The organism is Pseudarthrobacter sp. (assembly GCF_036675385.1).
In the GTDB taxonomy this organism is placed as follows: domain Bacteria; phylum Actinomycetota; class Actinomycetes; order Actinomycetales; family Micrococcaceae; genus Arthrobacter.
Genome location: NZ_JAKFFD010000044.1, coordinates 1 through 22,160 on the forward strand (window position 1 = coordinate 1; position 22,160 = coordinate 22,160).

Consider the following 22,160-nt stretch of genomic DNA (forward strand, 5'->3'; position numbering starts at 1 on the left):
CAGTTCGCGGTTGGTGCGGGCGGCGGCGAGTTTCACGGCGGCCAGTCCCCGGACCAGGTGCATGTTGGAGGATAGCGGCTGCCCGGTGATGGGGAAGTTTTCGACGGCGCGGAGCGTGTGGACGCCCCAGTAGGCGTTGCCTGGGACGTCGCGGTCACCCAGAAGGTCATGCTCGGACCGGGTTTCGGGGACGGCATCCACGGCACTCAGGTTGGTGGTCAGGTTGATCATGGGGGTCCTCACAGGGCTTCGTTGGCGGGCGCGGACAGGATAGGTGCAGGCAGGAAATCTGTGGGCCGCAGCAGGCCCACTTTGTGGCCGCCGCCCAGGACAGGGGCTGTGCCGATGCCGGCGAGCGGCGCAATGTCCACGCCGAGGGATTCAAGAACGTGGACGGTGGCGGGCATCCGGGCGCGGTCCCCGCCGTCGGAAATCTTGACGGCAACTGCGCGGCCATCCGGCAGGCCGACGAGCTGCACACCTTCAAAACCGTCCTTCGCCACAGAGCCGGGCAGCAGTCGCATCAGTTCCGTGACGTCCCGGCGATCGCCGGCCACCATGTCAGGGTGCTGCCGCATGGCGAGCCCGACGGCGGCTTCCGCAAGCAGCGGGGCGGTCCCGCCGTCGTCGGAGGTGCTGACGACGGTAATCGCGGTGGCGGCCGCCGCGATGGCGCCGAACGCGCGGGCCATGCCGTGGAGGGTGAGGGCGAAGAGGGGCGTCCCGCAGCCGTCCGTGCTGCGGGCGAAGGGCTCCTCGCCGGTCAGCTCGGTGACGGTGGCGGCGATCAGCTGCTGCAGCGGGTGGGACGGATCGATGTAACCCTTGACCGGCCAGCCGTTGATGACGCACGTGGCGGCCATGGCGGCGTGCTTGCCGGAGCAGTTCTGGGTCAGCTGCGTGGCGCGGAAGCCGGTGCGCAGCCAGTCCTCACGCTCGCCGGTGCCGTAGGGCAGGTCGGTGCTGTTCTCGAGGTCGCCCACAGCAAGCCCGTGCATGGCGAGGATGCGCTGGGTGCCGCCGCGGTGTTTGGCTCCGCCGGAGTGGCTGGCTGCGGTCAGGGCGAGCAGATCGGCAGGGAGGTTCAGGCCGGCGCGGACCATGGCCACGGCCTGCAGAGGCTTGAGGGAAGAGCGCGGGTAGAACGGCGCCAGCGGGTCGCCTGCCGTCGCCAGGATCGAGCCGTCGGCTGCGGTGGCGATGGCCGAGCCGTAGTGGACGCTTTCCACGAGGCCGTCGCGGGTGGCGACCACCAGGGGTGCGTGCCGGGCGAGCGTCCCGGCTTCGGTGCCGGTCAAAAATGCGTGTGCGGCCGTACCGGGGACAGCGGTTTGGGCAGCAGGAAGGGCAGGGGCAGGCATGGAGTCCTAGGTCTTTGTTAGGGGAGTTACTTGTTGAGGATGGAGTCGAGGGCGACGCCCACAGCGCGCAGGTGTTCGGCCATGGCTAGGCTTGCGGCCTCGGCGGAACCGGCTTCGATGGCCGCGAGGATCTGCTGGTGCTCGGTGTCCGACGCGTTCTGGCGGTCGGCCACCATGTTCAGGGTTTCCGACTGGAAGGCCAGGGCTCCCCGGATATCTGCCACCACGCTGGCGAACACCTTGTTGCCGCTGGCGCGGGCGATGGCGGCGTGGAAACTGGAGTCCAGGGCAACCCAGGATTCCGGGTCTGTTTCCGTCGTCATGGCGGCGACGATATGCCGCAGCGTCTCGAGTTCCTCGTCCGTCCTGCGCTGGGCGGCCAGTCCTGCTGCCGGAACCTCGATGTGCGGGCGGGCCTCGGTGAGGTCCCGCGCAGAGTAATGCCCCAGGGTCAGGTCATTGGCCACCTTGTTGGCGACCACAAACGTGCCCTTCCCGGTCTTGGTGACAGTCAGGCCCAGGGCGGTGCAGGAGCGTAGCGCCTCGCGGATGACCGAGCGGCTGACCCCGTACTGCTGCGAGAGCATCGCCTCGGAGCTGAGCTTGCCGCCCACGGCCACGGTGCCGGATTCGATATCGGTGCGGATGGCGTTGAAGACAGCTTCCGCCGCGCTGAGACGGGCCAGCGGTTGGGCGTCGAGCCGCTGGGCTCCGGGGGACTGGTGTCCGGAGGGCTTCGCAGGATGCCCTGCTGTCCGGCTGTCTGACAGGTTCACGCCTCAAATATGGCACGGGTCACAGTGTGTGTCAATGCGGGTACCCGAGGGGCCTGCGGGCCCTGGCCCGAGGAGGTTGAATCCCCGGACCAGGGTCCGCCGGCCGTCAGGGTCGGGACAAGCCGTCAGGTTCGCACAAGGAGTTGCAGAATGCGGGCCGCCGCTCAGGGAACTGGTTGCCGGGACCGTGCAATCGCGGGGATGAGCGCGTAGAAGGGGGTGCAGCCGCCTCTTGTCCCGGGGGAAATGTTGGAGCGGACCAGCGAAGCGGCCTCAAGCGTCGCAAGGTGGTAGCGGACGTTTTCCCTGGAGGAATTGATGGCGCTGCTGATGTCTGACACCTTGCTCGCTCCGTTACGGGCGAGATGCTCGATGATCCTTGACCGGACGTCGCGGCGACGGTCCGCGTCTTCGGGGACCGTGAGTGGATGAATCATTTTTCGCATGCCTCTCAGTGCGTGACTCGATCAGCGCATTGCTGGAGCGGGGACGCGGGTCTCTTCTGCGTCCTCAGCCGCGAGGCCGGTGGCGTCGGGCGTGGCGGGTCGGGCCAGTGGAACACCAGGCCACTGATGATTCCCATCAGGAGCGAGGCCAGAATCCATTTCGTTGATTTGATGTTCAAAGTCAGTCCTTGGCTAAGTGCCGGGATTCAGCCCCCGGAAGGGACCTCGTCTTTGAGTCTCTGAACCCGGCGGGGATTTTGGGCACAACGATGTGCCCCGGATCAGATGGTGATCGGAGGGACGGGCGGTTGGGGCCTATTTTCTGAGGTTGGCCAGGTGTTAGGGGCTGGGTAGTCCCTGGAGCTGCGGACAAGCCGTCGCAGGGTGTTCTGCTGTCCGGCTGTCCGACAGGTTCACGCCACAAATATGGCACGGGCCATAGTGCGTGTCAATGTTTGTGACGGCGCTGTTCAGGAGTGCGCGGCGTTGCGGCGCTGGGCCTTCAGGAGCCGCAACCCGCTGGCCAGCACGCCCACATGGCTGAAGGCCTGGGGGAAGTTGCCGAGGAATTCCCCGGTGTCCGGATGGATCTGTTCGGGGAGCAGCCCCAGGGGATTCGCGCGGCTGCACAGGGATTCGTACAGTTCGTGCGCCTCGTCCAGCCGCCCTTGCCCGGCCAGGTTGTCCACCAGCCAGAAGCTGCACAGCAGGAAGGCGCCTTCGCCGCCGGGTAGTCCGTCCGGCGATACCTGTGGCAGGTAGCGGAACAGCAGCCCGTTGCCGGCGTCCAGGTTTGCCGCGATGGCCTTGGTGGTGGAGACCATCCTCGGATCATTGAATGAAATGACATTCCGGATGGGGAGGGACAGCAGTGCGGCGTCCACACCGCCGGAACCTCCCAGCTGTTCGGTGAAAGTGCGCCGTTCCGGATTCCAAGAGAGGCGGAGTGTGGCGTCATGTATCTCCCGGGCTGCCGCCTCCCACCGCCTCTTCGGATACGGCAACCTGTGCTTGCGGGCGATCTGGATTGCCCGGTCCAAGGCCACGTGGCACATGGCTGCCGAGTATGTGAACGGTCGCCCGGCGCTGCGTACCTCCCAGGGGCCGCTGTCGGGTGTTTTCCAGCTGGTGATGGCTGCTTCCACAATGGGGGTCAGTGCCGCCCATAGATGCTTATCCACTGGCTGGCCGCTGTTGGACCACTGGTAGGCGATGTCCACGATTTCACCGTAGACATCATGCTGCCGTTGGTGGATTGCGCCGTTACCCCAGCGCACCGGTGCGGAACCGCGGTAGCCCCGCAGCACCGGATCCTCCACTTCCTCCGGCGGTTGCGAACCGTCCAGTGCGTACATAATGTGCGGGACGCCGTCGCGCTCTACATTGGTCAGCACCCACGCGAGGAACACATCCGCGTCGCTGGGGTCGCCGATCCGCCGGAAGACGTAGTTGGAGAAGGACGCGTCCCGGACCCAGGTGTAGCGGTAGTCCCAATTGCGCGGCGAGCCTGGCCATTCGGGCAGGGAAGATGTGGCCGCTGCCATGATGGCGCCGGTCTCCGCATGGTCGAGCAGCTTCAGGGTCAGGGCCGAGCGCTTCATGAGGTCTGCCTGGGAGCCCTCGCAATCCAGGCTCGAGGACCACTCCCGCCACGCCCGCACGGTCTGGTCGATGAGCTTCCTCGCGTCCGGCCGTTGCCGCAGCCGGAAGCGGCCCGACCAGTGCAGGGAGACTGTCAGTGTTTCGCCGGCGCGCAGCGTCAGCTCCGTACTGAGTCCACGCCCGTCGGGCCGGAGCTCCACCGATGACCACAGGTAGACCTCCGCTGTGCCGTTCACCGGCCAGTCGAACCTCCACCCGGATGCAAGCTGGTCAAAGGTAGTGCCAACCTTCGGCGCCAGGCGCACGCGCACCCGGATATCGCCGCCAACTGCCTCCGCGTACCGGAGTAGTTCATGCCGGCCGGCCGGAACAGGTTCGCCGAGGTTAGCGCCGGAACGGAGGGACATGCAGTCCGTCACCTTGAGCATGCCGTGGTCAGATAGCAGCGAGGTGACCAGCACCCCGGAATCTTCTGTGTACCGCTGGGTGGAGGACACGAGCGGCAGCGGCGTGATCTCAAGGAGGCCGCCAGCATCCGTGTCCAGAATGCCTGCCAGGAAGGGCGGGCTGTCGAATTCGGGCAGGCAAAGCCAGGAGATTCCGCCGTCCCGCCCCACCAGGGCGCAGGTGGAACCGTCGCCGATGAGGCCGTGATCCTCGATGGGCAGATACCCGTCGAGACGCTCCACCGGGCGCGGAAACGCCGGAGCATGCATGCCTGCTGGCTCCTTCAGATTCTTTGATCCTGATACTTAGATTCTCCCGCCGTTCTGCGTGTTGCGCCAGTAATCGGGGCAGGGGACTTCACGAGTTCATCACGGCGGATCGGTACGAACGTGCCGTTCAAGCCTATACAGAAGCAAATGCGAAGGCTTAAGCTGGCTGCACGCTGAATTCGGAACGATCGTACCTATTGGAGTTGCTCATGGCCGACGCATTTGGGGATCAGTTGCCTTCAGAGGTCCGCTCGCGCCGCCTAGCGCTGGGCCTGACCCAACAGGACCTCGCCGACATGGCTGGGGTCTCGGTACGCTTCGTGAGGTTCGTAGAGCAGGGCAAGCCAAGCGTCCAGCTGGATTCCCTGTTGGCCGTCCTGGATACGCTGGGCCTGGAGCTCCGGATCACCACCAGGACCAGCAAGGGTGCCCGCGCGCTCGCAGGCCACACCAGCGGTCAGGAACCACAGCGATGAAGCACCGCATCGCCGACATCTACAAGGCCGGCGTGCTCGCCGCGCGGCTTGAAAGGCACGACGGCGGCACCCGGTTCAGCTACGTGCCGGCCTACCTCGCGTCCGGGGGACCCGCCGTCGCCAGTTCCCTGCCGCTCACCGGCGCGCCCGTCGATTCAGCGGCGGGTGCGGCACCGCCCTATTTCACCGGGCTCCTGCCGGAGGGCCGCCGGCTCAACGCGCTGCGGCGGTCCATCAAGACCAGCGCCGACGATGACCTGTCCCTGCTGATCGCCGCCGGCGGGAACCCGGTGGGCGACGTCCAGATCGTGGGCCACGGTGAGCCGCTGGATCCGGACGAGCACGCTGTCCAGCTGGATCCCAAGCTGCCGGTGGACTTCGACAAGTTGCTCGGCGATCCGGACCTGATCGACCCCGTTGCGCTGGCGGGTGTGCAGGACAAGCTGTCTGCCGGCATGATCTCGCTCCCTGTGGCCAGCGCCGGCAGGCGGTTCATCCTTAAACTCAACGCCCCCGAATTCCCGCATGTGGTGGAGAACGAGCTGGTGATGTTCCGGTATGCGGCCAAGCTGCGGATTCCGCTGAGCCGGGTCCGGCTGATCCGGGATGTCGCGGGCCGGCCCGGGCTCCTGGTGGAACGCTTCGACCGGGTGCCCATCTCCGGCGGCGGGCCGGACGACGTCCGGCGGCTGGCGGTGGAGGACGGGGCCCAGGTCCTGAAGCTCTACCCGGCGGACAAGTACAACGTGGCTTATGCGCAGGTCTGCCATGCTCTGGCCGACTATTGCTCGGCGCCGCTCCCGGCCCTCCGGAACCTGGCGGTCCAGGGGGCGTTTGCGTGGCTGAGCGGCAACGGGGACCTGCACGCCAAAAACGTTTCCATGGTCCAGCAGCCGCATGGCGAGTGGACCATCGCCCCGGTCTACGACATTCCCTCCACCGTGGTCTACGGGGACAAGACCCTTGCGCTGACCCTGAACGGGAAGCGGAGCGGGATCTCGCGCCGGCACTTTCTTGGCTGGGCCAAGGACCTGGGACTGAGTGACCGCACAGCAGCCCAGGTGCTGGAGCTTGCCCTGAAGGCGTCAGGTCCGCTGATCGCCGACCTGGAGGCATGCACTGCGTTCGCCGGGCTCGGAGGTCCGGAGAAGAACGACGACGACGGCTCGCCGTTCCCGGACATGGTTACCAGGGCGTGGGTGAAGGAGCTCAAGCACCGGAGGCGCCTGCTGGAAGGCTGAGGCACCCGCGGTGACTGCCGCCGTCGTGCGTGGTTAGAGGTGCTGGATACCTGCCCGCTGCATGGCGTCCTTGTAGACGTCCACGCTTTTGGCGAGGAGATCCTCCTGTTTTGCTTCGGAAACAGCAAAGGCCCGCCCGCCGAGCGCGCTGGCCTTGTAGATCTTGATGCCGCTGTTCTTCAGGGAAGAATGGTAGGTCTTCTCGAAGAGGGTGAGGAACGTGGAAGCGTCCGTGCCGTGGGCGATGACTGCGGAGACACGGCGGTTGATCTTCAGGAACTGCCGGAAGGGCCGCAGGCCGTCAGTCTTCTCCTGGACGTTCAGCGCCGATGGAAGCTCCGGATCCCGCACCCACGGGTACGCATTCCACGGCATCACATAGCGCGGATCAAGCTCGGCAAGTTCGTAAATCTGGGTGGCGCGGCGGGCGGCTTCGTCGTCGTTGAAATGGGAGACGAACCCCGATTCGGTGCCCTTGCCCGGACTGACGTGGAGGCTGACGATCCGGCATTCGTCCTCGTCGTGCACGGGGTCGATGTACGGGACGACGGACCCTGGCTTCTTTTCCATCAGTTCATCGCAGAGCTGCGTTACCGCCGCGATGTTTGGTTCCTGTAGCAGGGCCTTTTTTTCGTCCCAGTCAATCGTCACGATCTCTCCCTCAGCAGCACGGCGTCCAGAAACAGGCGTCTTAACCCACTCTACGCTTTTGGGCGTAGGGGTGCGCAGTGCAAGTTTGCTCCGGACCGGCGCCTGGCCGGGTAACGTCATGATGATGAACAGGAAAACGCTCAAGTCCGACGGCTTTGCCGGCTTCCGGAGCTTCGACAGCCTTGAGATCATCAGGGTTCCGCAGGGCACCGGGGTGTTCGCCGTTCTTCGGCCGAATGAGTTCGAGCCGCATTTCCTGAAGATCAGCACCGCCGGGACCTTCAAGAAAAAGAATCCCACTCTGCCGGCGGACGCCATATGGGCTGAATGGGTGGACGGCGCGGACATTCTCTACATCGGCAAGGCAGGGCCTGGCAGCAAGGGCAACCGCGGCCTCCGGAACCAGATCAAGGAGTTCCTGGATTTTGGGCGGGGCAGGCCGCCAGGGCATTGGGACGGCCGCCTCATCTGGCAGCTGACCCACACGGATGAACTCATCATGGCGTGGAAAGAGCTGCCCGCCGAAGAAGTAAACCAAGCCGAGGCCGCTTACCACGCTGCCTTCCTCGCGGACCACGGCAAGCTGCCGTTCGCGAATCTCGTGCAGGCCAAGGTGCGGAACTAAGCCAGGCCGCCGTCGTACGTGAAGCGGCCGGCCACCAGCGTTGCCGCGACCGGCATGGCGGCGAATTCCGGGTCCGGCGAGGCCAGCGGATCGGCGTCGAGCACCACCAGGTCCGCCGGGTCCGCGGCCCGGATCCGGCTCCGGCCCCTTGCTGAAGCGGCAAGTGCATGCCGCCGGCTGATGCATTCCTGGGGATGCCACGGCCCGCGGGTGTCCTGCCGGGACCGGGTGCTGGCCGCGGACATCGCAGCCCACGGGTCCAGCGGTGAAACCGGCGCGTCCGAACCCAGCGCCAACGTGGCTCCGGCGTTGAGGAGCGACCTCAGCGGAAACGCCCGCTGCGTGCGGCCGCCCCAGTTGGACTCCACTGCGTCGCGGTCATCCAGTGCATGCACCGGCTGCACGCTTGCCGTAACCCCCAGACGCCCAAAGCGGGCCAAATCCTCCGTCCGGACAAACTGCGCGTGTTCAATCCGGCCGCCGATCCCTGCTCGCTCGAAGGCATCCAGCGCCACCTGGTTGGCGCCATCCCCGATCGCATGGACCGCCGGGACAAAGCCGTACTCCCGCGCCCGGCTAAGCAGGGACAACAAGTCATCAACGTTGACAGTCAGCAGCCCGTAGCCGCCGTCGGGGTAGGGATCCACACAGAACGCCGTCCGGGTGTTCAGCGAACCGTCAATGAGCACCTTCAGCGGGCCGACCCGCAGGAGCCCCCTGCCGCCGTCGAGCTCCAGGCCCGTGCGCATACCGTCGTGGCGGGCCCGCTCCAGGTCCTCCGGGTAGACACCGGCGTCCACCCTCAGGCTGTTGAATCCACCGGCAAAGCGGCGCAGCCAGACGTCACGATTCCAGGTCATTTCAAAATCAACGACGCCCACAATGCCCCGGGCGGATGCTGCTTCTGCGGCATCGCGGACCCAGCCGTCCACCACTGAATCCGGAAGTTGGCCCAGCTCGCGGGTCAGTGCAAAGGCAGGTTCCTCCCGCAGCAGGCCGCCGGCGTCAAGCTCCACCCCGTGCCGCCGGGCGGCGGCGCTGTTCAGCCAGACACAATGCAGGTCGTGGCTGATCAGGGCGGTGGGCTGGTTGCCGGTGGCGGCATCGAGCATTTCCAGAGTGGGGACGTCCGGCCACAGGACGTCGCGGAAGCCCACCCCTACGGTGGTGACCGAAGGATCGGCGTCGTGAACAGAAAGTCCGACGGCGGCGGACGCCTCTCGCGCGGACGCGGCGGAGGACAGGTCCAGCCTGTTTGAGTGCAGCGCCCACTGGGTCATGTGGACGTGCTCATCCCAGAGCCCAGGAATGACGTAACGCCCGTCCAGGCTGACTACGCGGGCGTCGCCCGGGATCCCGGCGCCGGCACTGATCCGGGTCACCATGCCGTCAACGATGTGCAGGTCCGAGACGGTGTCCTCGCCAGGCTGTCTGGCGGAGGTCAGGACGATGTTGTTCACAGTTCCAATTCTGATAGCTCAGTCGCGGAGCAGGACTCCGAGTCGAAGGCGGGGGCCTAGGTTGCGGGGCCCTTGAGCCGTTCCATCTCGCGGCGGTCCTTCTTGGTGGGACGTCCCGCACCGCGGTCCCGCTGCGGGAGGCCCAGTGCCGGCGCCACCGGCCGTGGCGGTGTGTGGTCGGTGAAGCAGTGCGAAGCCACCTCTGCGCCGACGCGTTTGGCGATCAGGCGGCGGACTTCGAGGGTGCGTTCGAAGCCGGACATCCGCACGGTGACGGTGTCGCCTGTGACCAGAGTGGCCGAGGCTTTGGCCGGGCTTCCGTTCAGCCGCACGTGCCCGGCCCGGCACGACGCGGTGGCGGCAGAGCGTGTCTTGTAGGCGCGGATCGCCCACAGCCACGCATCAATGCGGACGCTGGCGGGGGAGGACGGAAGGATGGTCATGGCTGGCACCGAGTATACGGCGTCGCGTTCTCGGAACGCACTGCGCCGACACCCTGGCGGACGCGGGTAACGCTGCGGGATGGGTGGCCCCGGGCAGGAGCCAAGCCCCGCCCCAGCCCGGAGTGTTTGTCCAGATAATGGGGCCATTGGTGCGTTTTCCGGCCATTATCTGGACAAAAACTCCAGGGGTGCGGCGCTCCTAGGCTTCGCGGGTGGCGGGGGACTTGGTCTGCGCCGGATCGCGTTCCGCGAGTGATCCGATGGCGTCGTCGATCTTCTTCAGGACCTCAGGCTCCAGGACCACACCCGCGGCGGCCACACTGTCAGCGATCTGCTCGGGGCGTGACGCGCCCACGATGGCGGAGGCAACGTTCGGGTTCTGCAGGACCCAGGCCACCGCAAGCTGCGGCATGGAGAGCCCGGCTTCCGCGGCGATCGGCTTGAGGTCCTGGACACCGGCGAGGACGTCGTCACGCATCCAGCGCTGGATCATCTTGGCGCCGCCCTTGTCATCCGTGGCGCGGCTGCCTTCGGGCGCAGGCTGGCCGGGCAGGTACTTGCCGCTCAGCACGCCCTGCGCCATGGGGGACCAGACGATCTGGGACACGCCCAGCTCCTCCGACGCCGGCACAACCTCGGCCTCGATGACGCGCCACAACATGGAGTACTGGGGCTGGTTGGAGATCAGCTGGAAACCCAGTTCCTTGGACAGCGCGTGGCCGTCGCGGAGCTGGTCTGCGGTCCATTCGCTGACGCCGATGTACAGCGCCTTGCCCTGGCGCACAATGTCCGCGAACGCTTGCATGGTCTCTTCCAGCGGCGTCTCGAAGTCGTACCGGTGGGCCTGGTAGAGGTCCACATAGTCCGTCTGGAGCCGGCTGAGTGAGCCGTTGATCGACTCCATGATGTGCTTGCGGGACAGGCCCACATCGTTTTTGCCCTTGGGGCCGGTGGGGCCGTAGACCTTGGTGAAGATTTCCAGTGACTCGCGGCGTTCGCCCTTCAGCGCCTCGCCGAGGACGGTTTCCGCGGCGGTGTTCGCGTAGACATCCGCCGTGTCGAACGTGCTGATGCCGGCGTCAAGCGCTGCGCGTACGCACTGGGTGGCGACGTCGTTCTCCACCTGCGAGCCGTGCGTCAGCCAGTTGCCGAACGTGATTTCCGAGACTTTGAGGCCGCTGTTTCCGAGGTATCTGAATTCCATGGTTTCCACGCTAGCGGAGATAGCTATTGAGGGAAAGGGCTTTCCGCAAACGGGCGACGGCGGTGCGGCCGCCCCCGCGATCAGCGGCGGCGGAGTTCCGCGTACTCCAGGGACGGCACTATCGCCCCGGCGTCGCGCTCCACGAAGTTGGTCCCGGGCGGCACCAATTCGTCGATCGCATCCAGCACGGACTCGCCCAGGAGGGTGTCCGCGGCCTTGAGATAGGCCTTGAGATGGTCTTCGGTGCGGGGGCCGATGATCACGCTGCTGACGGCGGGGTGGTTCAGGGCAAACCCGATGGACAGTTCCACGAGCGAGATCTCCAGCTTGTCGGCCAGCCGGGCCAGCGCGTCCGCAGCCAGCAGCTTCCGCTCGCTGGACGGCCCGGAAATGTCGTAGCGGCCCGGAAGTGAGTGCACTCGGGTTGGCGGTTTCCCGGCATCGAGGACGAACTCGCCTGACAGCCAGCCCCCGGCCAGCGGACCGTATGCCAGCACGCCCAGGCCGTACTGTTGCGCGATGGGCAGGACATCACGTTCGTTGCCGCGGACCAGCATCGAATAGGGGACCTGGTTGGCTACGGGCGGGATCAGGTGGTTGGTGGTGGCCAGCCACTGGGCCTCCACGAGCTGCGCCGGGGTGAACACCGAGGTGCCGTAGTAGAGGATCTTTCCCTGCCGGATGAGGTCGTTCAGGGCGGTGATGGTCTCGAGCACGTCGGTGTTGTAGTCCGGCCGGTGCGCCTGGTACAGATCGATCCGGTCCGTCTGCAGCCGCCGGAGGCTGCCCTCCACCGCCTGCATGATCCAGCGCCGGGAGTTCCCCGAGTGGGCCGGGTTGGCGCTCATCTGGCCGTGGAACTTGGTGGCCAGGAAGACGTCGTCGCGGCGGCCGCGGAGCGCCCGGCCCACCACCTGTTCGGACTCACCCTGGGAGTACACGTCGGCGGTGTCCACCGCGGTGATGCCGGAGTCGACGGCGGCCTGGATGATGCGGATGCTTTCATCCGCGCCGGTGGGGGCGCCGCCTGCCTGGGCGCCGCCGGCTGCGCCGCCCGGCCCTTCGCCAAAGTTCATGGTGCCCAGTGTGAGCGGGCTGATGGGCGTGCCGGACCGCCCGAACACACGAAGTTCGCTGAGGCTCATCCCCGGCTCCTCACAATCGATTTCCCACGCGGATTGCTGTGGATCGTCACGACGCTACACAAATTCGGCGCTGTGCCGCAGGAAAGCGCCATGGTGCTTCGCTTTTCGTAGCACGGGGTAACGCGGGCCGGGGCAGTGACGGTTTGTGACGGCCCGGGAGCCGCACGGTCCTCAGCTCCGGTCGGCAGGCAGCTTGGCCTTGAGGACGTTCGCGTGGCCGGACAATGACACCAGCGAGCCGGTGTCCAGCAGCGACAGGGGCGCGGGGGCGGGCGGCTTCGTGAAGGAGCGGGCGGCCCCAAGGCCGGCGCTCTCACGGCTGGGGTCGCGGTCGGAATTGTCCCGCGCAGGGTTGTCCTGGTGCAGCGCCGACTCCACCAACGGAGCCACGGCTTCCACCTTCGCTGCGGGAACGGAGGGACCGGGAAGATCGCGGACCGAGATCTTGATTTCGGGGGCGGCGGCCCGGGCGCGCGCCATGGCCCGGGCATCCGCTTCGGCCACCGCGGCAGCCCAGTCCTCGGCGAGCACCGGGGGTTCCATGCGGGCCGCAGTGAGCAGCGGGTGATGCTCCACCGCACGGTGGAAGCGGGGCCGGAGTTCGGAGGGTTTCAGGAAGGTGCGGGCGTCTTGAAGGGCTTTGCGCCAGTCGCGCGGCGCAATCCTGCCGGCAGACGGGGCGGCAGCGCCGTCGTCGTGCGTTCCGTCGGGGGCGCCCGACGGCGGCGGCATGGACTCCCCGGTCAGGCGGACCAGGGGGAGGGTTTCGTGTTTGGGGAGCCGCCCAAAGAGGGCCATTGCGGTCAGCACAAACAGCCGCCCGGCGCCGGCAAGCAGCAAGGTGATGACCACCAGCAGGAACAGGCCCAGGAACATCAGGAGCGCCAGGCCGAGTGTGCCGAAAAAAGTCAGGTTGAGAGCGATCGTCGTTGAATCTCCCACGTCATCTCTCCTCTCTGCCGGCGGCGGAGTCCGTCCCGGCACTCATCACCACGGGCAACAGCCCTCCTCCACCTTACGGACTATTTTTCGGTCCTGCGGGCTCCGGGCGGGGTTCGTCCGAGGTTGTTTCGAAGCTGTTACCGGATATGACAACACCGGCTGCGGCCTATAGTCGGAAGGGACCCACGAGGCCGCCGGAAAGCGGTCCAGGCAACCGCGACAGGAGCACCATGACCGAGAACCCGATCCACGCCGGCCCGTGCGTTTGCCTGTCCGGCGAGGCCTACGCGGATTGCTGCGGACGGTTCCATAATGGCGGGGCCGAAGCCGCCACGGCGGAGCAGCTGATGCGCTCCCGCTACAGCGCGTTTGTCCTGCTGGACACCGAATACCTCCGGAAAACCTGGCACCCGGATACCGCGCCTTCGGATCTGGAGCTGGACCCGGCCATGGAGTGGCGCCGCCTGGACATCCTGTCCACGAGCCGCGGCGGCCCGCTGGATACTGAGGGGACCGTGGAGTTCAAGGCCCACTTCCGGCACGACGGCGAACGCGGAGTCCACCACGAAACCAGCCGTTTTGTCCGCGAGAACCGCCGCTGGTACTACGTCGACGCCGTGATGCTCGCCTAGCCCCCGTTGTACGTTTCGTCCGGCGTGAAGCCGGCCCGGTCCACCTTGCGGTGGAAGTGCATGCCCGCGAGGCCGCCGAGCACGGCACCCACCAGCGCGACCAGGGCCACCACAACGGCGGCAATGATGCTGGTGAGCGTCAGTTCGCCTTCGTTGATGGGGATCCGGGGGAAGCTGTTCAGGTTGGCAAGGACGTTGAACTGCTGGCCGGCGATGATGCCCAGCAGGGCAATTACAATCGCAGCGATCAGCGCCCAGATCCACACCATAAAACCCTGCCGGGCGCCGTTGAACCGGGCCATCCGGCCGGCGACGTAGCCACCCGAGTAGTAGGAGACGAACAGGACCACCAACAGGACAATGATGCCCACCAGCCCGACGGCGCCGTTCGTCGTCACCTGGTTGACGGCCTCGTTCACGTCGGTGTTGTTCGCCAGGCCCACCGCGGTGCCGGCTGCGGCCACAAAGGCTGTGAGGAGGACGGCCATGCCGGTGGCAGCGAGCCAGCCGAAAAAGGCCGAGCCCACCTTGATGCCGCCGAACTGTTCCTTCTCCCTGGCTGCGGCCGTCTGCTGGTCGGTCAGGCGCGGATCCGTCAGGCGGGGATCCAGCACCGAAGCGTCGGCCACCGGCGCTTCGGCTGCCGGGGCGTAGCCCTGCTCGGCATAGGGCGCGGGCGTCTGATCGAAGGCGCGCGTGGGCTCGCCACTGGCGAAGGATTGATCACGAGCAGTTTCATTCCGTAGATTCGCGTTCCGCGTCGTCGGCGGAAGCCTGTCCTCTGGGTCTGTTTGGTTGCTCATGGGTCAACTCAACCACTGGTGACCAGCGATAACAAGCCTGCTTATGAGTTGCTAGCGGTACTTTCGGTGCAGGTTCTCCTTGGTGGACGCCCCCGGCGTGGCATCGGCGATCCACGGACCGGTGCCCTCCGACTGATCCAGTACGCCCGCCTCAAGCCACGTGTAATCCCCGGCCAGGACCTTGCGGGAGAGGATATGGTCGCCGTCGTCGGTGTTCCGCCACAGCTGGTCAAAGTACTCGTCAATCCGGACGCGGGCCTGCTCGCAATATGCCTCTGCCAGTTCGTAGGCACTGGCGGCATGTTCGGGCGTGGTGCGAAGGATCATTTCGGCCCGGGAACAGCAGGCGGCCATGGCGAACAGCTCGGCGCCGATGTCCACCACCCGGCCCAGGAACGCCTGCTTGTACTCCAGCTTCGCCTGCCAGCGCCCCATGCCGTAGAACGTCTGGCGGGCCAGCCGGCGCGAGGACCGCTCCACGAAGCGCAGCTGCTTGGCCAGCCTGCCGAAGTCGCTGTAGGACCGGGGGTCCATTCCGGCGCCGGCCACCAGTTTGGGAAGCCAGCGGGCATAAAAACCTGAAGCCCCGACGGCGGCCCGCGCCTTGTCCTGGAGGCTCGCGTCCACGGACGCAAGGTCGCCCGCGGCGGCCAGGTGGGCGTCCACGGCTTCCCGGGCGATGAGGAGTTTCATGATCTCCGAGGAGCCCTCGAAGATCCGGTTGATCCGGAGGTCGCGCAGCTGCTGCTCGGCCGGAACCGCGCGTTCTCCCCGGGCTTCCAGGGACTCCGCCGTCTCGAAGCCACGGCCGCCGCGGATCTGGACCAGTTCGTCGGCGATCCGGTAGCTGATCTCGGAGGACCACAGCTTGGCCAGGGCAGCCTCGATCCGCACGTCCTTCTGCCCGGCGTCGGCGAGTTCCGCGGACAGTTCGAAGACGGCGTCCAGGGCGAAGGCGGTCGCGGCGATAAAGGCGATCTTCTTGCCCACGGCCTCGTGCTTGCCCACCGGCTGGCCCCACTGGGTGCGGGCGTTGGACCATTCCCGGGCGATCTTCAGGCTCCAGCGGCCGGACGCGACGCACAGCGCCGGCAGGGAAAGCCGGCCTGTGTTCAGCGTGGTGAGTGCGATCTTCAGGCCCTGGCCCTCGCGGCCCAGCCTGTTGGCCGCAGGCACCCGCACATTGTGGAAGCGGGTGACGCCGTTTTCGATCCCATGCAGCCCCATAAACGTGTTGCGGTTCTCCACAGTGATGCCGGGGGAGTCCATTTCCACCACAAAGGCGCTGATGCCGCCCTTATGTTCGGTGCCGTCCGCATCGGTGTGGGCCGGCACCACGGCCATCACCACCACCAGCTCGGCGATCACACCGTTGGTGGTCCAAAGTTTCACGCCGTCCAGGACGTAACTCCCGCCGTCGTCCGTGGGAACGGCGGTGCTGCCCATCCGGGCGGGATCGCTGCCCACGTCCGGTTCCGTCAGGAGGAAAGCCGTGATGGCGCCGGCGGCGCAGCGCGGCAGGTACTCGCGTTTCTGGTCCGGCGTGCCAAAGACCTTCACGGGCTCGGGGACGCCGATGGACTGGTGCGCGGAGATCAGGGCGCCAATGCTCGGGTGGACGCTGCCGAGCAGCGCCAGGGCCCGGCCGTAGTAGACCAGGGACAAGCCGAGTCCGCCGTACTCCTGCGGGATTTTCATGCCAAAGACGCCCAGGCCTGCCAGGCCCTGGAGGTACGCGTCCGGGATCCGGGCCTCGCGTTCGATCACGCGCCCGGACATGGTGCGGGCGTACGCGGTGAGGCGCTCCATGAAGGCCTCACCGCGTTCCACGTCATCGGCTTTTGCCTTCGGCCAGGGGTGGATGAGGCTGAGGTCGAAATTCCCCAGGTAGAGTCCCTTGGCGAAGCTGGGCCGGTCCCAGTCGAGTTCGCGGGAGGCTTCAGCAAGTGCCCGGGCGTCCGCCGCGGTGGCTTCGGGCCCGATATTGGCCGCGGCGACGGGGACTTCGGCGTCCGGGGCATCCGTGGCAGGAACTTCGGTGGCAGGTGGGTTCGTGGCGGGACTGTCAGTGGCGAAGCTCATGGGGTATCTCCTCTGACCGGGATGGCCGGCTCAAGCCATGGATCCGCCGGGTTGGAGAACCCTTCAGCTGTCTCTCAACATTACCCGCGGGTAGCTTCCAGTGCTAGGGGATGGCTGGCCCTGGAAGTCCCCCGGAGATCCGGTGGAGGCGTGGTGGACCAGTCTGTCCCAGCCGCTGTTGATCCCGTGGACCACCGTCAGCAGCGCGGTGGAGGCGAGGAACCAGGCGAACTTGCCTACCCCAACCATGACCAGGGCCAGGAAGCCCGCTGTCAGGACGAAGGCCACCAGGACCAGGCCAAACACCAGGGTTCCGATGAACACCATGGTGGCCGTCTCCACTGCACTTAAGTCGAACTGCATTGTTCCCCCTGCTGCGCCGTTGCTTCGGTTGAGATCAGTAGCATGAGCGTAGGGGGTGCTTAGGCGTCCCAGCCAGACCTGCCCCGCCGTCATGGCGGGTTGATGCGGGATCGCAATGCTACCGGGACGTAGGTCACGGAGCGGTCGCGGAAGTCACTGTCCGCGGTTGCCTTCAGTCGTCGTCGAACTCCGGGGCGGCCTGGTTCAGGACCGCGAAGTCGGCGCCCAGCCCCACCTCAACCTGGGAACCGTTGTCCAGCCTGACTTCAACCTCGTACGCGACGTTCCCATCATTTTCCCGTTCCACCTCGATGACACTGCCCTGGCCCACCCTGGCCAATGCGGCGTTCGCGGCCTGGTCATGGTCCGCAGTGTTAAGTGGTGCCAGATTGGAATCGTCGTCCCGCTCGGGCCCCGGGACGGTGGACACCGGCACTGACCGGTCGACGTTGACCCCGATCTTGCTCAAGGGCTGATCTCCGCTGGTCCCGGTGCTCGCGGCGACCGCCACTGTCGCGCCACCCAGAATGACAGCCGCAGCCGCCAGGCCGGTGATCAGTGCAGCTTTTTCACGCATGACAGACTCCTCTCAGGTGATCTAAATAGTGTGCTCCCGCGGCCAGCAAGGTACAACGACTTTTCGGTCGCGGGGCCTGCGTTAACCTTGTAGTTGGCAGTTTTCGCGATCCGCGCTGCCCAACCATCCCCCAGCAGCTGAAGGAGAGTGCGTGCCCCGCTCCGCCAGGTCATCCGCTGACGCGATCAGTGCCCGGCTCCGGGACCTCGAACTCCTCACAAAGGGACCCGCCTGGGCCCTGACGCGCTCGGCGCCCTGGGTGATCGCGGTGCTGCAGGCATCCTTTACCCGCACCCGTCCGCAGCTTCCGCTCGAGGAGTTCCACGCCGACGTCGACTCCTTCCTTGAGCAGCTCCGGCGCCAGGAGCCCGGGCCGGGTGGTGCCGCCATCGGCACGTCGTCCGGCAGGAACTATGCGGATGAGTGGACACGCAAGCATTTCCTGACCCGCCGCAACCAGTCGGGGCAGATCGTTTACGAGGTCACCGAGCCGGCCGCCCGCGTGCTCGCGTTCCTGGACAGCCTTTCCAGCGAGCGGTCCACGCTGAACGGTTCCCGGCTGGGCACCCTCCTGGGCGACGTGGAGAAGCTGGCCAACGAGACCAATCCGGACCAGAGTGCCCGGCTGGAATCCCTGGAGGACGAGATCGGGGAACGGCAGCAGCTGATCCAGGACATCAGCTCCGGCGACTTTGACGGCCTGCTGGACGACGACGAAGCGGTGGAAGCTGCCGGGAACATCCTGGACCTCGCCGCCAGCCTGCCCGCCGACTACAAAAAGATGCGCGACCGCATCGAGGAACTGGTGGGCGAGCTGCGCAACCAGATCATCGAGGAGTCGCTGAGCAAAGGCGCCACCATGGCGCAGGTGCTCGACGCGGACAAGCGGCTGCGGCAGAGCCCCGAGGGCAGGACCTTCCGCTCCTTCACCGCATTCCTGGAAGACCCGCAGCAGCAGCTCCGGTTCCGGTCGGCCATCGGTGAGGTCCTCAGCCGGCAGTTCGCCGACGACCTTTCGCCGGAGGACCGCGAGACGCTCAAGAACCTGGTGGCCGAGCTCCGCCACCAGCACAGCCAGATCCAGCGGATCTACGGCAAGCTCAGCGAAAGCCTCAACACCTACGTCCAGAGCGACGACTTCCGCCAGTCCGTCCGCCTCCGGAAGGTCCTGCGCGAGGCCGAGCAGGCCATCAGGTCCCTGCCGTATGAACGCGATCGGCCGGGACTGGTCCGCGGTCCGGTGCTGTTCAACGCCGGGTTCGAATCGCTGGCCATGGTCAAGCTCTACGACCCGGACGAGTTCGCCGTTCCGCCCAAGCTGGCCGACCCCATCGCCTTCAGCGACTCGGACCGGGTGCGCTCGCCGAGGACGGGCAAAGCACGTCCCGACGCCATCCGGGCCGCCGTGGCCGGCGCGTCCACCCTCGCCGAGGCCTGGGGGCAGCTGCCGCCGGAGGAACAGCACATCAACTCCATCCGCGCACTCCTCTCGCACGCCCTCCAGGATGGCGCGGCCTTTGACCGCGACGCCTGGGACGGCCTGGACTACGAACAGATCGACGGCACCACCCGCACGGCGTACCTGCCGGTGGTCACCCTCAAGAAGGATTGACGATGACTGAAGAAATTACGACGGCGGCACCCCCCGTTGAGGAGGCCGCACCGGCGGTCGAGCCCGAGATCCAAGGGATTTCGGCAGGCTCAATCACCAGGGTCGCCGGAGTCACGCCCCGGGACACGTTTGTGGACGGCGCGGCCCTGTTTCCCGGCGACACCGGCGTCTTCTCGATGAAGGTGCGCCAGGCGTTGGTCAAGCTGCTTAAAGGCCCGTACGTTGACGGCGGCCGCGACGAGAAGCTGTGGACTACGCTGCTGGACAACCAGATCATCCTGCGCAGCCGCCTGTCCGAGCTGTTCCTGACCCTGCAGCTGGACCACGAGCGCAAGATCGCCGTCCTGCGCCCGGTGGATCCGGAGGCCATCGGGGGCAGCAGCCGGTCGAGCATCCTGCGCCAACAGCGTGCGCTGAGCCGGGTGGAGACCATCGTGCTGCTCCGCCTGCGGATGCTGCTGGACCGCCACGTCACGGCCCAGACCGATGCCACCATCACCCGGGAGGAAATCGCCGACCTCGTGGCCCACTACCAGCCCGCCGGCCAGCAGGACGCGCTGCGGGATTCGGACGTGGTCACCCGGGCCATCACCAAGCTCCTGGCCCGCCAGCTGCTCCTTGCCACGGGCCTGGATGACGTCTACACCATCTCCAACGCCCTCCCGCTGGCCCTCCCCTTCGAAAACATCGGCGACATCCCCGCCCAAATCGAAGCCCTGGTAGCAGCCACCACAGACCCCACAGGCACGGAAGCACTGATAGAGCTCGACGTCGACACTGGCGCCGAGGACGACGACGGCGACGCCGCGGTAGCCTCGGCCACCGAAACGGAGGAAGCCAAGTGAGCATCGCAACCATGCTGCCGATGGGCGATCTCACGAACCCGGGCCAGATGCGCCTGGCGTTGGTGCAGGTGGTCAACTGGGGCACGTTCCATGGGGCGCACACGATGCACGTGGACCGGAACGGAACCCTGCTGACGGGCAACTCGGGCGTGGGCAAGTCCACGCTGTTTGATGCCATGCTGCGGGTGTTCGATGCCCGGCCGCGCTCCAACGAGGCCGCGGCCCAGCGTGCCGGCGGTGCTGTGGAGGACAAGAGGACCACGTTTACTTACATGCGCGGCAAAGTGGGCGACAAGGCCGTTGGCGAAGGCTCGGCCAGTGCGTTCCAGCGCTCCGGTGCCACCTGGTCCGCCGTCGCCCTGACGTTTGATAACGCCGCGGGCACCCGGATCACGGTGTCCGCACTGTTCGACCTGCCCAAAAACGGCACGGAGTCCAGCGTTGGGCGTTTCTACGTGATCGACAGCAAGCCGCTGGACCTGCCGGCCATCGAGGACATCGCGGACAAGCGCTTCACCAAGGCTGCGCTGGAGACGATCTTCCCGGACGCCCAGATCTTCGATGTCCACAAGGCCTTCGCGGAGCGTTTCCGCCGCCTCCTCGGCATCAGTTCGGACCAGGCTCTGCCGCTGCTTCGCGTGATCCAGGCCGGCAAGGGCCTGGGCGGCAGCGTCAATACGTTCTTCCGCGACCAGGTCCTGGACGCCCCTGCCACCCTCGCCGCGGCCGATGACGTGGTGGAGGAATTCAGCAACCTCATGTCCATCCGGCAGCGGCTGGAGGACGTGCGGCAGCAGCGGGACCAGCTGGCCCCCGTGCCCGGCCTGAACAAGGAATACGCGCAGTCGCTCCTGGACGCAAACCGGCTCCGTGAGCTGTCCGGCGAGGAGTTCGAAGCGTACAAGCAGCAGCTCGCCGTCACCGTGCACCAGAAAACGCTGGCCCGGTTCAAGGAGCTGGCCCAGGCGAAAGCCAAGGAGCTGGGCGCGGAACGCTCGGTCCGCGACGGGCTGGCCAAGGATCTGCGCCAGCTGGAGACCGATTACAACAACCAGGGCGGCAACGCGATCTCCGCGATCGAGCAATCGCTGGACAACGCCAAGGTGGGTCTGCGGCTGCGCGAGCAGGTGGAGGAAGCGGCCCGCAAGGCCCTGTCCGACGCCGGCCTGCAGCTGGAGTGGACCGCTGACGGTTGGGAACAGGCCCACGAGCAGGCTGCCGCCAGGTCGGCCGAGCTCAAAGACGACTCGCAGGCCCTGCAGGAGCTCCGCTTCGAAGCCTTCGACGGCCACGCCACCAAGAAGCGTGAGCTGGCGGCAGCCCAGCAGGAGCTGCTGTCCCTGAAGACGCGCAAGTCCCTGCTGCCGCCGTCGAGCATTGAAAACCGGGCGGCCATCGCCGCCGCCACCGGCGTTCCTGAGGACCGGATGCCGTTCGGCGGCGAGCTGATGGACCTCGCCGAGGGGGAGGAACGCTGGCGGCCGGCCGCGGAGCGTGCCCTCCGGAACCTCGCCACCACGTTGCTGGTCCCCGGCGAACATTTCGCCGCGGTGACCCGCTACCTGAACGACAACAAAGTACGCGGCGCCCTGCGCGCGGTGGACGTATCCAAGCCGCTCGCGGGCGGCGCCCTCGCTGTGGAGGACGCGCGCGACGGCGATCTGCTCACCAAGCTGGACATCCTCGCCAGCGGCGCGGTGGCGGACGCCGGGGAATGGATCCGGGAGCGGATCGCCCTCGATTTCGCCTACCCGTGCGTCGAGGACCCCAACGAGCTGGCCACACTGGACAAGGGCCTGAGCCTGGGCGGTGTGGTCAAACGCAACCGGCACACGGTAGAGAAGGACGACCGTTTCACGAGCCGCCAGGACTACGTGCTCGGTTTCGACAACGCCGCCAAGCTGGAACTCGTGGCCGCCCAGGTGGAGGACCTGCAGCAGGAACTCGCCAAGGCCGCCGAGCTGGCGCAGAGCCGTGAAGAGTCGCACCAGGGCATGAGCCGGCAGCTCGATGCCCTCCGCCGGATCGCAGAGGACCACCGGCCCTGGGAACAGGTGTCCGCTGCCGTCGCCGCCGATGAACTTACCCGGATTGAACAGCGGCTCAAGGATGCCCTCGCGGCCCAGGCCGACCTGGAACCGCTGCGGGCCAACATCGA

The 22,160-nt window shown here is 66.7% G+C and carries 21 protein-coding genes and 1 pseudogene; 7 read left to right on the forward strand and 15 right to left on the reverse strand.

Annotation, left to right across the window (positions count from 1 at the left end):
- The 5 genes and pseudogenes from aspA to V6M49_RS04155 all read right to left on the reverse strand — a co-directional run.
- Positions 1-231, reverse strand: a pseudogene (aspA, locus tag V6M49_RS04135) (aspartate ammonia-lyase); the annotation flags it as partial.
- Between the two features lie 8 nt (positions 232-239).
- Entirely contained in the window at positions 240-1,361 is a 1,122-nt protein-coding gene (locus V6M49_RS04140) for an asparaginase (RefSeq protein WP_141138763.1), read from the reverse strand.
- A 26-nt stretch (positions 1,362-1,387) separates the two neighbouring features.
- Positions 1,388-2,137 (reverse strand): FadR/GntR family transcriptional regulator, encoded by a 750-nt coding sequence (locus tag V6M49_RS04145; RefSeq protein WP_371706749.1) that lies wholly within the window; start codon positions 2,135-2,137, stop codon positions 1,388-1,390.
- Between the two features lie 164 nt (positions 2,138-2,301).
- A complete protein-coding gene (locus tag V6M49_RS04150; RefSeq protein ID WP_332760159.1) occupies positions 2,302-2,574 on the reverse strand; it encodes a winged helix-turn-helix domain-containing protein in 273 nt (90 codons plus the stop codon).
- 479 nt (positions 2,575-3,053) lie between these two features.
- Positions 3,054-4,901, reverse strand: coding sequence for a glycoside hydrolase family 15 protein (locus tag V6M49_RS04155; protein WP_332760161.1), 1,848 nt, complete (start codon positions 4,899-4,901; stop codon positions 3,054-3,056).
- Between the two features lie 209 nt (positions 4,902-5,110).
- Here V6M49_RS04155 and V6M49_RS04160 point away from each other — a divergent pair, with 209 nt between their 5' ends.
- Together V6M49_RS04160 and V6M49_RS04165 are read left to right on the forward strand one after the other, a co-directional pair.
- Positions 5,111-5,377, forward strand: coding sequence for a helix-turn-helix transcriptional regulator (locus V6M49_RS04160; protein ID WP_332760162.1), 267 nt, complete (start codon positions 5,111-5,113; stop codon positions 5,375-5,377).
- Positions 5,374-6,618 carry a type II toxin-antitoxin system HipA family toxin gene (locus tag V6M49_RS04165; RefSeq protein WP_332760164.1) on the forward strand — a complete coding sequence of 415 codons (1,245 nt, stop codon included), beginning with the start codon at positions 5,374-5,376 and terminating at the stop codon, positions 6,616-6,618. Before V6M49_RS04160 ends, V6M49_RS04165 begins: the two co-directional genes overlap by 4 nt.
- Positions 6,619-6,651: 33 nt before the next feature.
- Here the strand turns inward: V6M49_RS04165 and V6M49_RS04170 are convergent, their stop codons facing one another.
- Positions 6,652-7,269: a uracil-DNA glycosylase gene (locus tag V6M49_RS04170; RefSeq protein ID WP_056342023.1), complete on the reverse strand. Its 618-nt coding sequence runs from the start codon at positions 7,267-7,269 to the stop codon at positions 6,652-6,654.
- A gap of 118 nt (positions 7,270-7,387) precedes the next feature.
- Between V6M49_RS04170 and V6M49_RS04175 the strand changes: the two genes are divergently transcribed.
- Positions 7,388-7,894 carry a hypothetical protein gene (locus V6M49_RS04175; RefSeq protein WP_332760166.1) on the forward strand — a complete coding sequence of 169 codons (507 nt, stop codon included), beginning with the start codon at positions 7,388-7,390 and terminating at the stop codon, positions 7,892-7,894.
- Here the strand turns inward: V6M49_RS04175 and V6M49_RS04180 are convergent.
- The 5 genes from V6M49_RS04180 to V6M49_RS04200 form a co-directional block, all read right to left on the reverse strand.
- A complete protein-coding gene (locus V6M49_RS04180; RefSeq protein WP_332760167.1) occupies positions 7,891-9,354 on the reverse strand; it encodes an amidohydrolase in 1,464 nt (487 codons plus the stop codon). The two genes, V6M49_RS04175 and V6M49_RS04180, sit on opposite strands and share 4 nt — an antisense overlap.
- Before the next feature lie 56 nt (positions 9,355-9,410).
- Entirely contained in the window at positions 9,411-9,797 is a 387-nt protein-coding gene (locus V6M49_RS04185; RefSeq protein ID WP_056342031.1) for an RNA-binding S4 domain-containing protein, read from the reverse strand.
- A gap of 199 nt (positions 9,798-9,996) precedes the next feature.
- A complete protein-coding gene (locus tag V6M49_RS04190; protein ID WP_332760169.1) occupies positions 9,997-11,001 on the reverse strand; it encodes an aldo/keto reductase family protein in 1,005 nt (334 codons plus the stop codon).
- An 80-nt stretch (positions 11,002-11,081) separates the two neighbouring features.
- Complete coding sequence (locus V6M49_RS04195) at positions 11,082-12,146, reverse strand: aldo/keto reductase (protein ID WP_332760171.1); 1,065 nt, start codon at positions 12,144-12,146, stop codon at positions 11,082-11,084.
- Between the two features lie 171 nt (positions 12,147-12,317).
- On the reverse strand, positions 12,318-13,088 hold the full coding sequence (locus V6M49_RS04200; protein WP_332760173.1) for a hypothetical protein: 771 nt from the start codon (positions 13,086-13,088) through the stop codon (positions 12,318-12,320).
- A gap of 230 nt (positions 13,089-13,318) precedes the next feature.
- Here V6M49_RS04200 and V6M49_RS04205 point away from each other — a divergent pair, with 230 nt between their 5' ends.
- Positions 13,319-13,720, forward strand: coding sequence for a YchJ family protein (locus V6M49_RS04205; protein ID WP_141138752.1), 402 nt, complete (start codon positions 13,319-13,321; stop codon positions 13,718-13,720).
- On the opposite strand, the gene V6M49_RS04210 is transcribed toward V6M49_RS04205, so the two are convergent.
- The 4 genes from V6M49_RS04210 to V6M49_RS04225 form a co-directional block, all read right to left on the reverse strand.
- Entirely contained in the window at positions 13,717-14,523 is an 807-nt protein-coding gene (locus V6M49_RS04210) for a hypothetical protein (protein ID WP_332760175.1), read from the reverse strand. The genes V6M49_RS04205 and V6M49_RS04210 overlap by 4 nt on opposite strands.
- Before the next feature lie 51 nt (positions 14,524-14,574).
- Complete coding sequence (locus V6M49_RS04215) at positions 14,575-16,605, reverse strand: acyl-CoA dehydrogenase family protein (protein WP_332760177.1); 2,031 nt, start codon at positions 16,603-16,605, stop codon at positions 14,575-14,577.
- A 63-nt stretch (positions 16,606-16,668) separates the two neighbouring features.
- On the reverse strand, positions 16,669-16,968 hold the full coding sequence (locus V6M49_RS04220) for a hypothetical protein (RefSeq protein WP_141138749.1): 300 nt from the start codon (positions 16,966-16,968) through the stop codon (positions 16,669-16,671).
- 172 nt (positions 16,969-17,140) lie between these two features.
- A complete protein-coding gene (locus V6M49_RS04225; RefSeq protein ID WP_252599585.1) occupies positions 17,141-17,545 on the reverse strand; it encodes a PepSY domain-containing protein in 405 nt (134 codons plus the stop codon).
- 151 nt (positions 17,546-17,696) lie between these two features.
- On the opposite strand from V6M49_RS04225, the gene V6M49_RS04230 reads away from it, so the two are divergent.
- The 3 genes from V6M49_RS04230 to V6M49_RS04240 form a co-directional block, all read left to right on the forward strand.
- Positions 17,697-19,157 carry a DUF3375 family protein gene (locus tag V6M49_RS04230; RefSeq protein WP_332760181.1) on the forward strand — a complete coding sequence of 487 codons (1,461 nt, stop codon included), beginning with the start codon at positions 17,697-17,699 and terminating at the stop codon, positions 19,155-19,157.
- A gap of 2 nt (positions 19,158-19,159) precedes the next feature.
- Complete coding sequence (locus V6M49_RS04235; protein WP_332760182.1) at positions 19,160-20,002, forward strand: DUF4194 domain-containing protein; 843 nt, start codon at positions 19,160-19,162, stop codon at positions 20,000-20,002.
- Positions 19,999-22,160: ATP-binding protein (locus tag V6M49_RS04240; RefSeq protein ID WP_332760183.1), on the forward strand; the 2,162-nt coding region annotated here is incomplete at its 3' end. The genes V6M49_RS04235 and V6M49_RS04240, both read left to right, overlap by 4 nt.

Coding starts and splice junctions, on each gene's coding strand:
- V6M49_RS04140 (WP_141138763.1), bottom strand. CDS start 1,361: ATGCCTGCCCCTGCCCTTCCTGCTGCCCAAACCGCTGTCCCCGGTACG.
- V6M49_RS04150 (WP_332760159.1), bottom strand. CDS start 2,574: ATGATTCATCCACTCACGGTCCCCGAAGACGCGGACCGTCGCCGCGAC.
- V6M49_RS04155 (WP_332760161.1), bottom strand. CDS start 4,901: ATGCATGCTCCGGCGTTTCCGCGCCCGGTGGAGCGTCTCGACGGGTAT.
- V6M49_RS04160 (WP_332760162.1), top strand. CDS start 5,111: ATGGCCGACGCATTTGGGGATCAGTTGCCTTCAGAGGTCCGCTCGCGC.
- V6M49_RS04165 (WP_332760164.1), top strand. CDS start 5,374: ATGAAGCACCGCATCGCCGACATCTACAAGGCCGGCGTGCTCGCCGCG.
- V6M49_RS04175 (WP_332760166.1), top strand. CDS start 7,388: ATGATGATGAACAGGAAAACGCTCAAGTCCGACGGCTTTGCCGGCTTC.
- V6M49_RS04185 (WP_056342031.1), bottom strand. CDS start 9,797: ATGACCATCCTTCCGTCCTCCCCCGCCAGCGTCCGCATTGATGCGTGG.
- V6M49_RS04190 (WP_332760169.1), bottom strand. CDS start 11,001: ATGGAATTCAGATACCTCGGAAACAGCGGCCTCAAAGTCTCGGAAATC.
- V6M49_RS04195 (WP_332760171.1), bottom strand. CDS start 12,146: ATGAGCCTCAGCGAACTTCGTGTGTTCGGGCGGTCCGGCACGCCCATC.
- V6M49_RS04205 (WP_141138752.1), top strand. CDS start 13,319: ATGACCGAGAACCCGATCCACGCCGGCCCGTGCGTTTGCCTGTCCGGC.
- V6M49_RS04210 (WP_332760175.1), bottom strand. CDS start 14,523: ATGAGCAACCAAACAGACCCAGAGGACAGGCTTCCGCCGACGACGCGG.
- V6M49_RS04215 (WP_332760177.1), bottom strand. CDS start 16,605: ATGAGCTTCGCCACTGACAGTCCCGCCACGAACCCACCTGCCACCGAA.
- V6M49_RS04220 (WP_141138749.1), bottom strand. CDS start 16,968: ATGCAGTTCGACTTAAGTGCAGTGGAGACGGCCACCATGGTGTTCATC.
- V6M49_RS04225 (WP_252599585.1), bottom strand. CDS start 17,545: ATGCGTGAAAAAGCTGCACTGATCACCGGCCTGGCGGCTGCGGCTGTC.
- V6M49_RS04235 (WP_332760182.1), top strand. CDS start 19,160: ATGACTGAAGAAATTACGACGGCGGCACCCCCCGTTGAGGAGGCCGCA.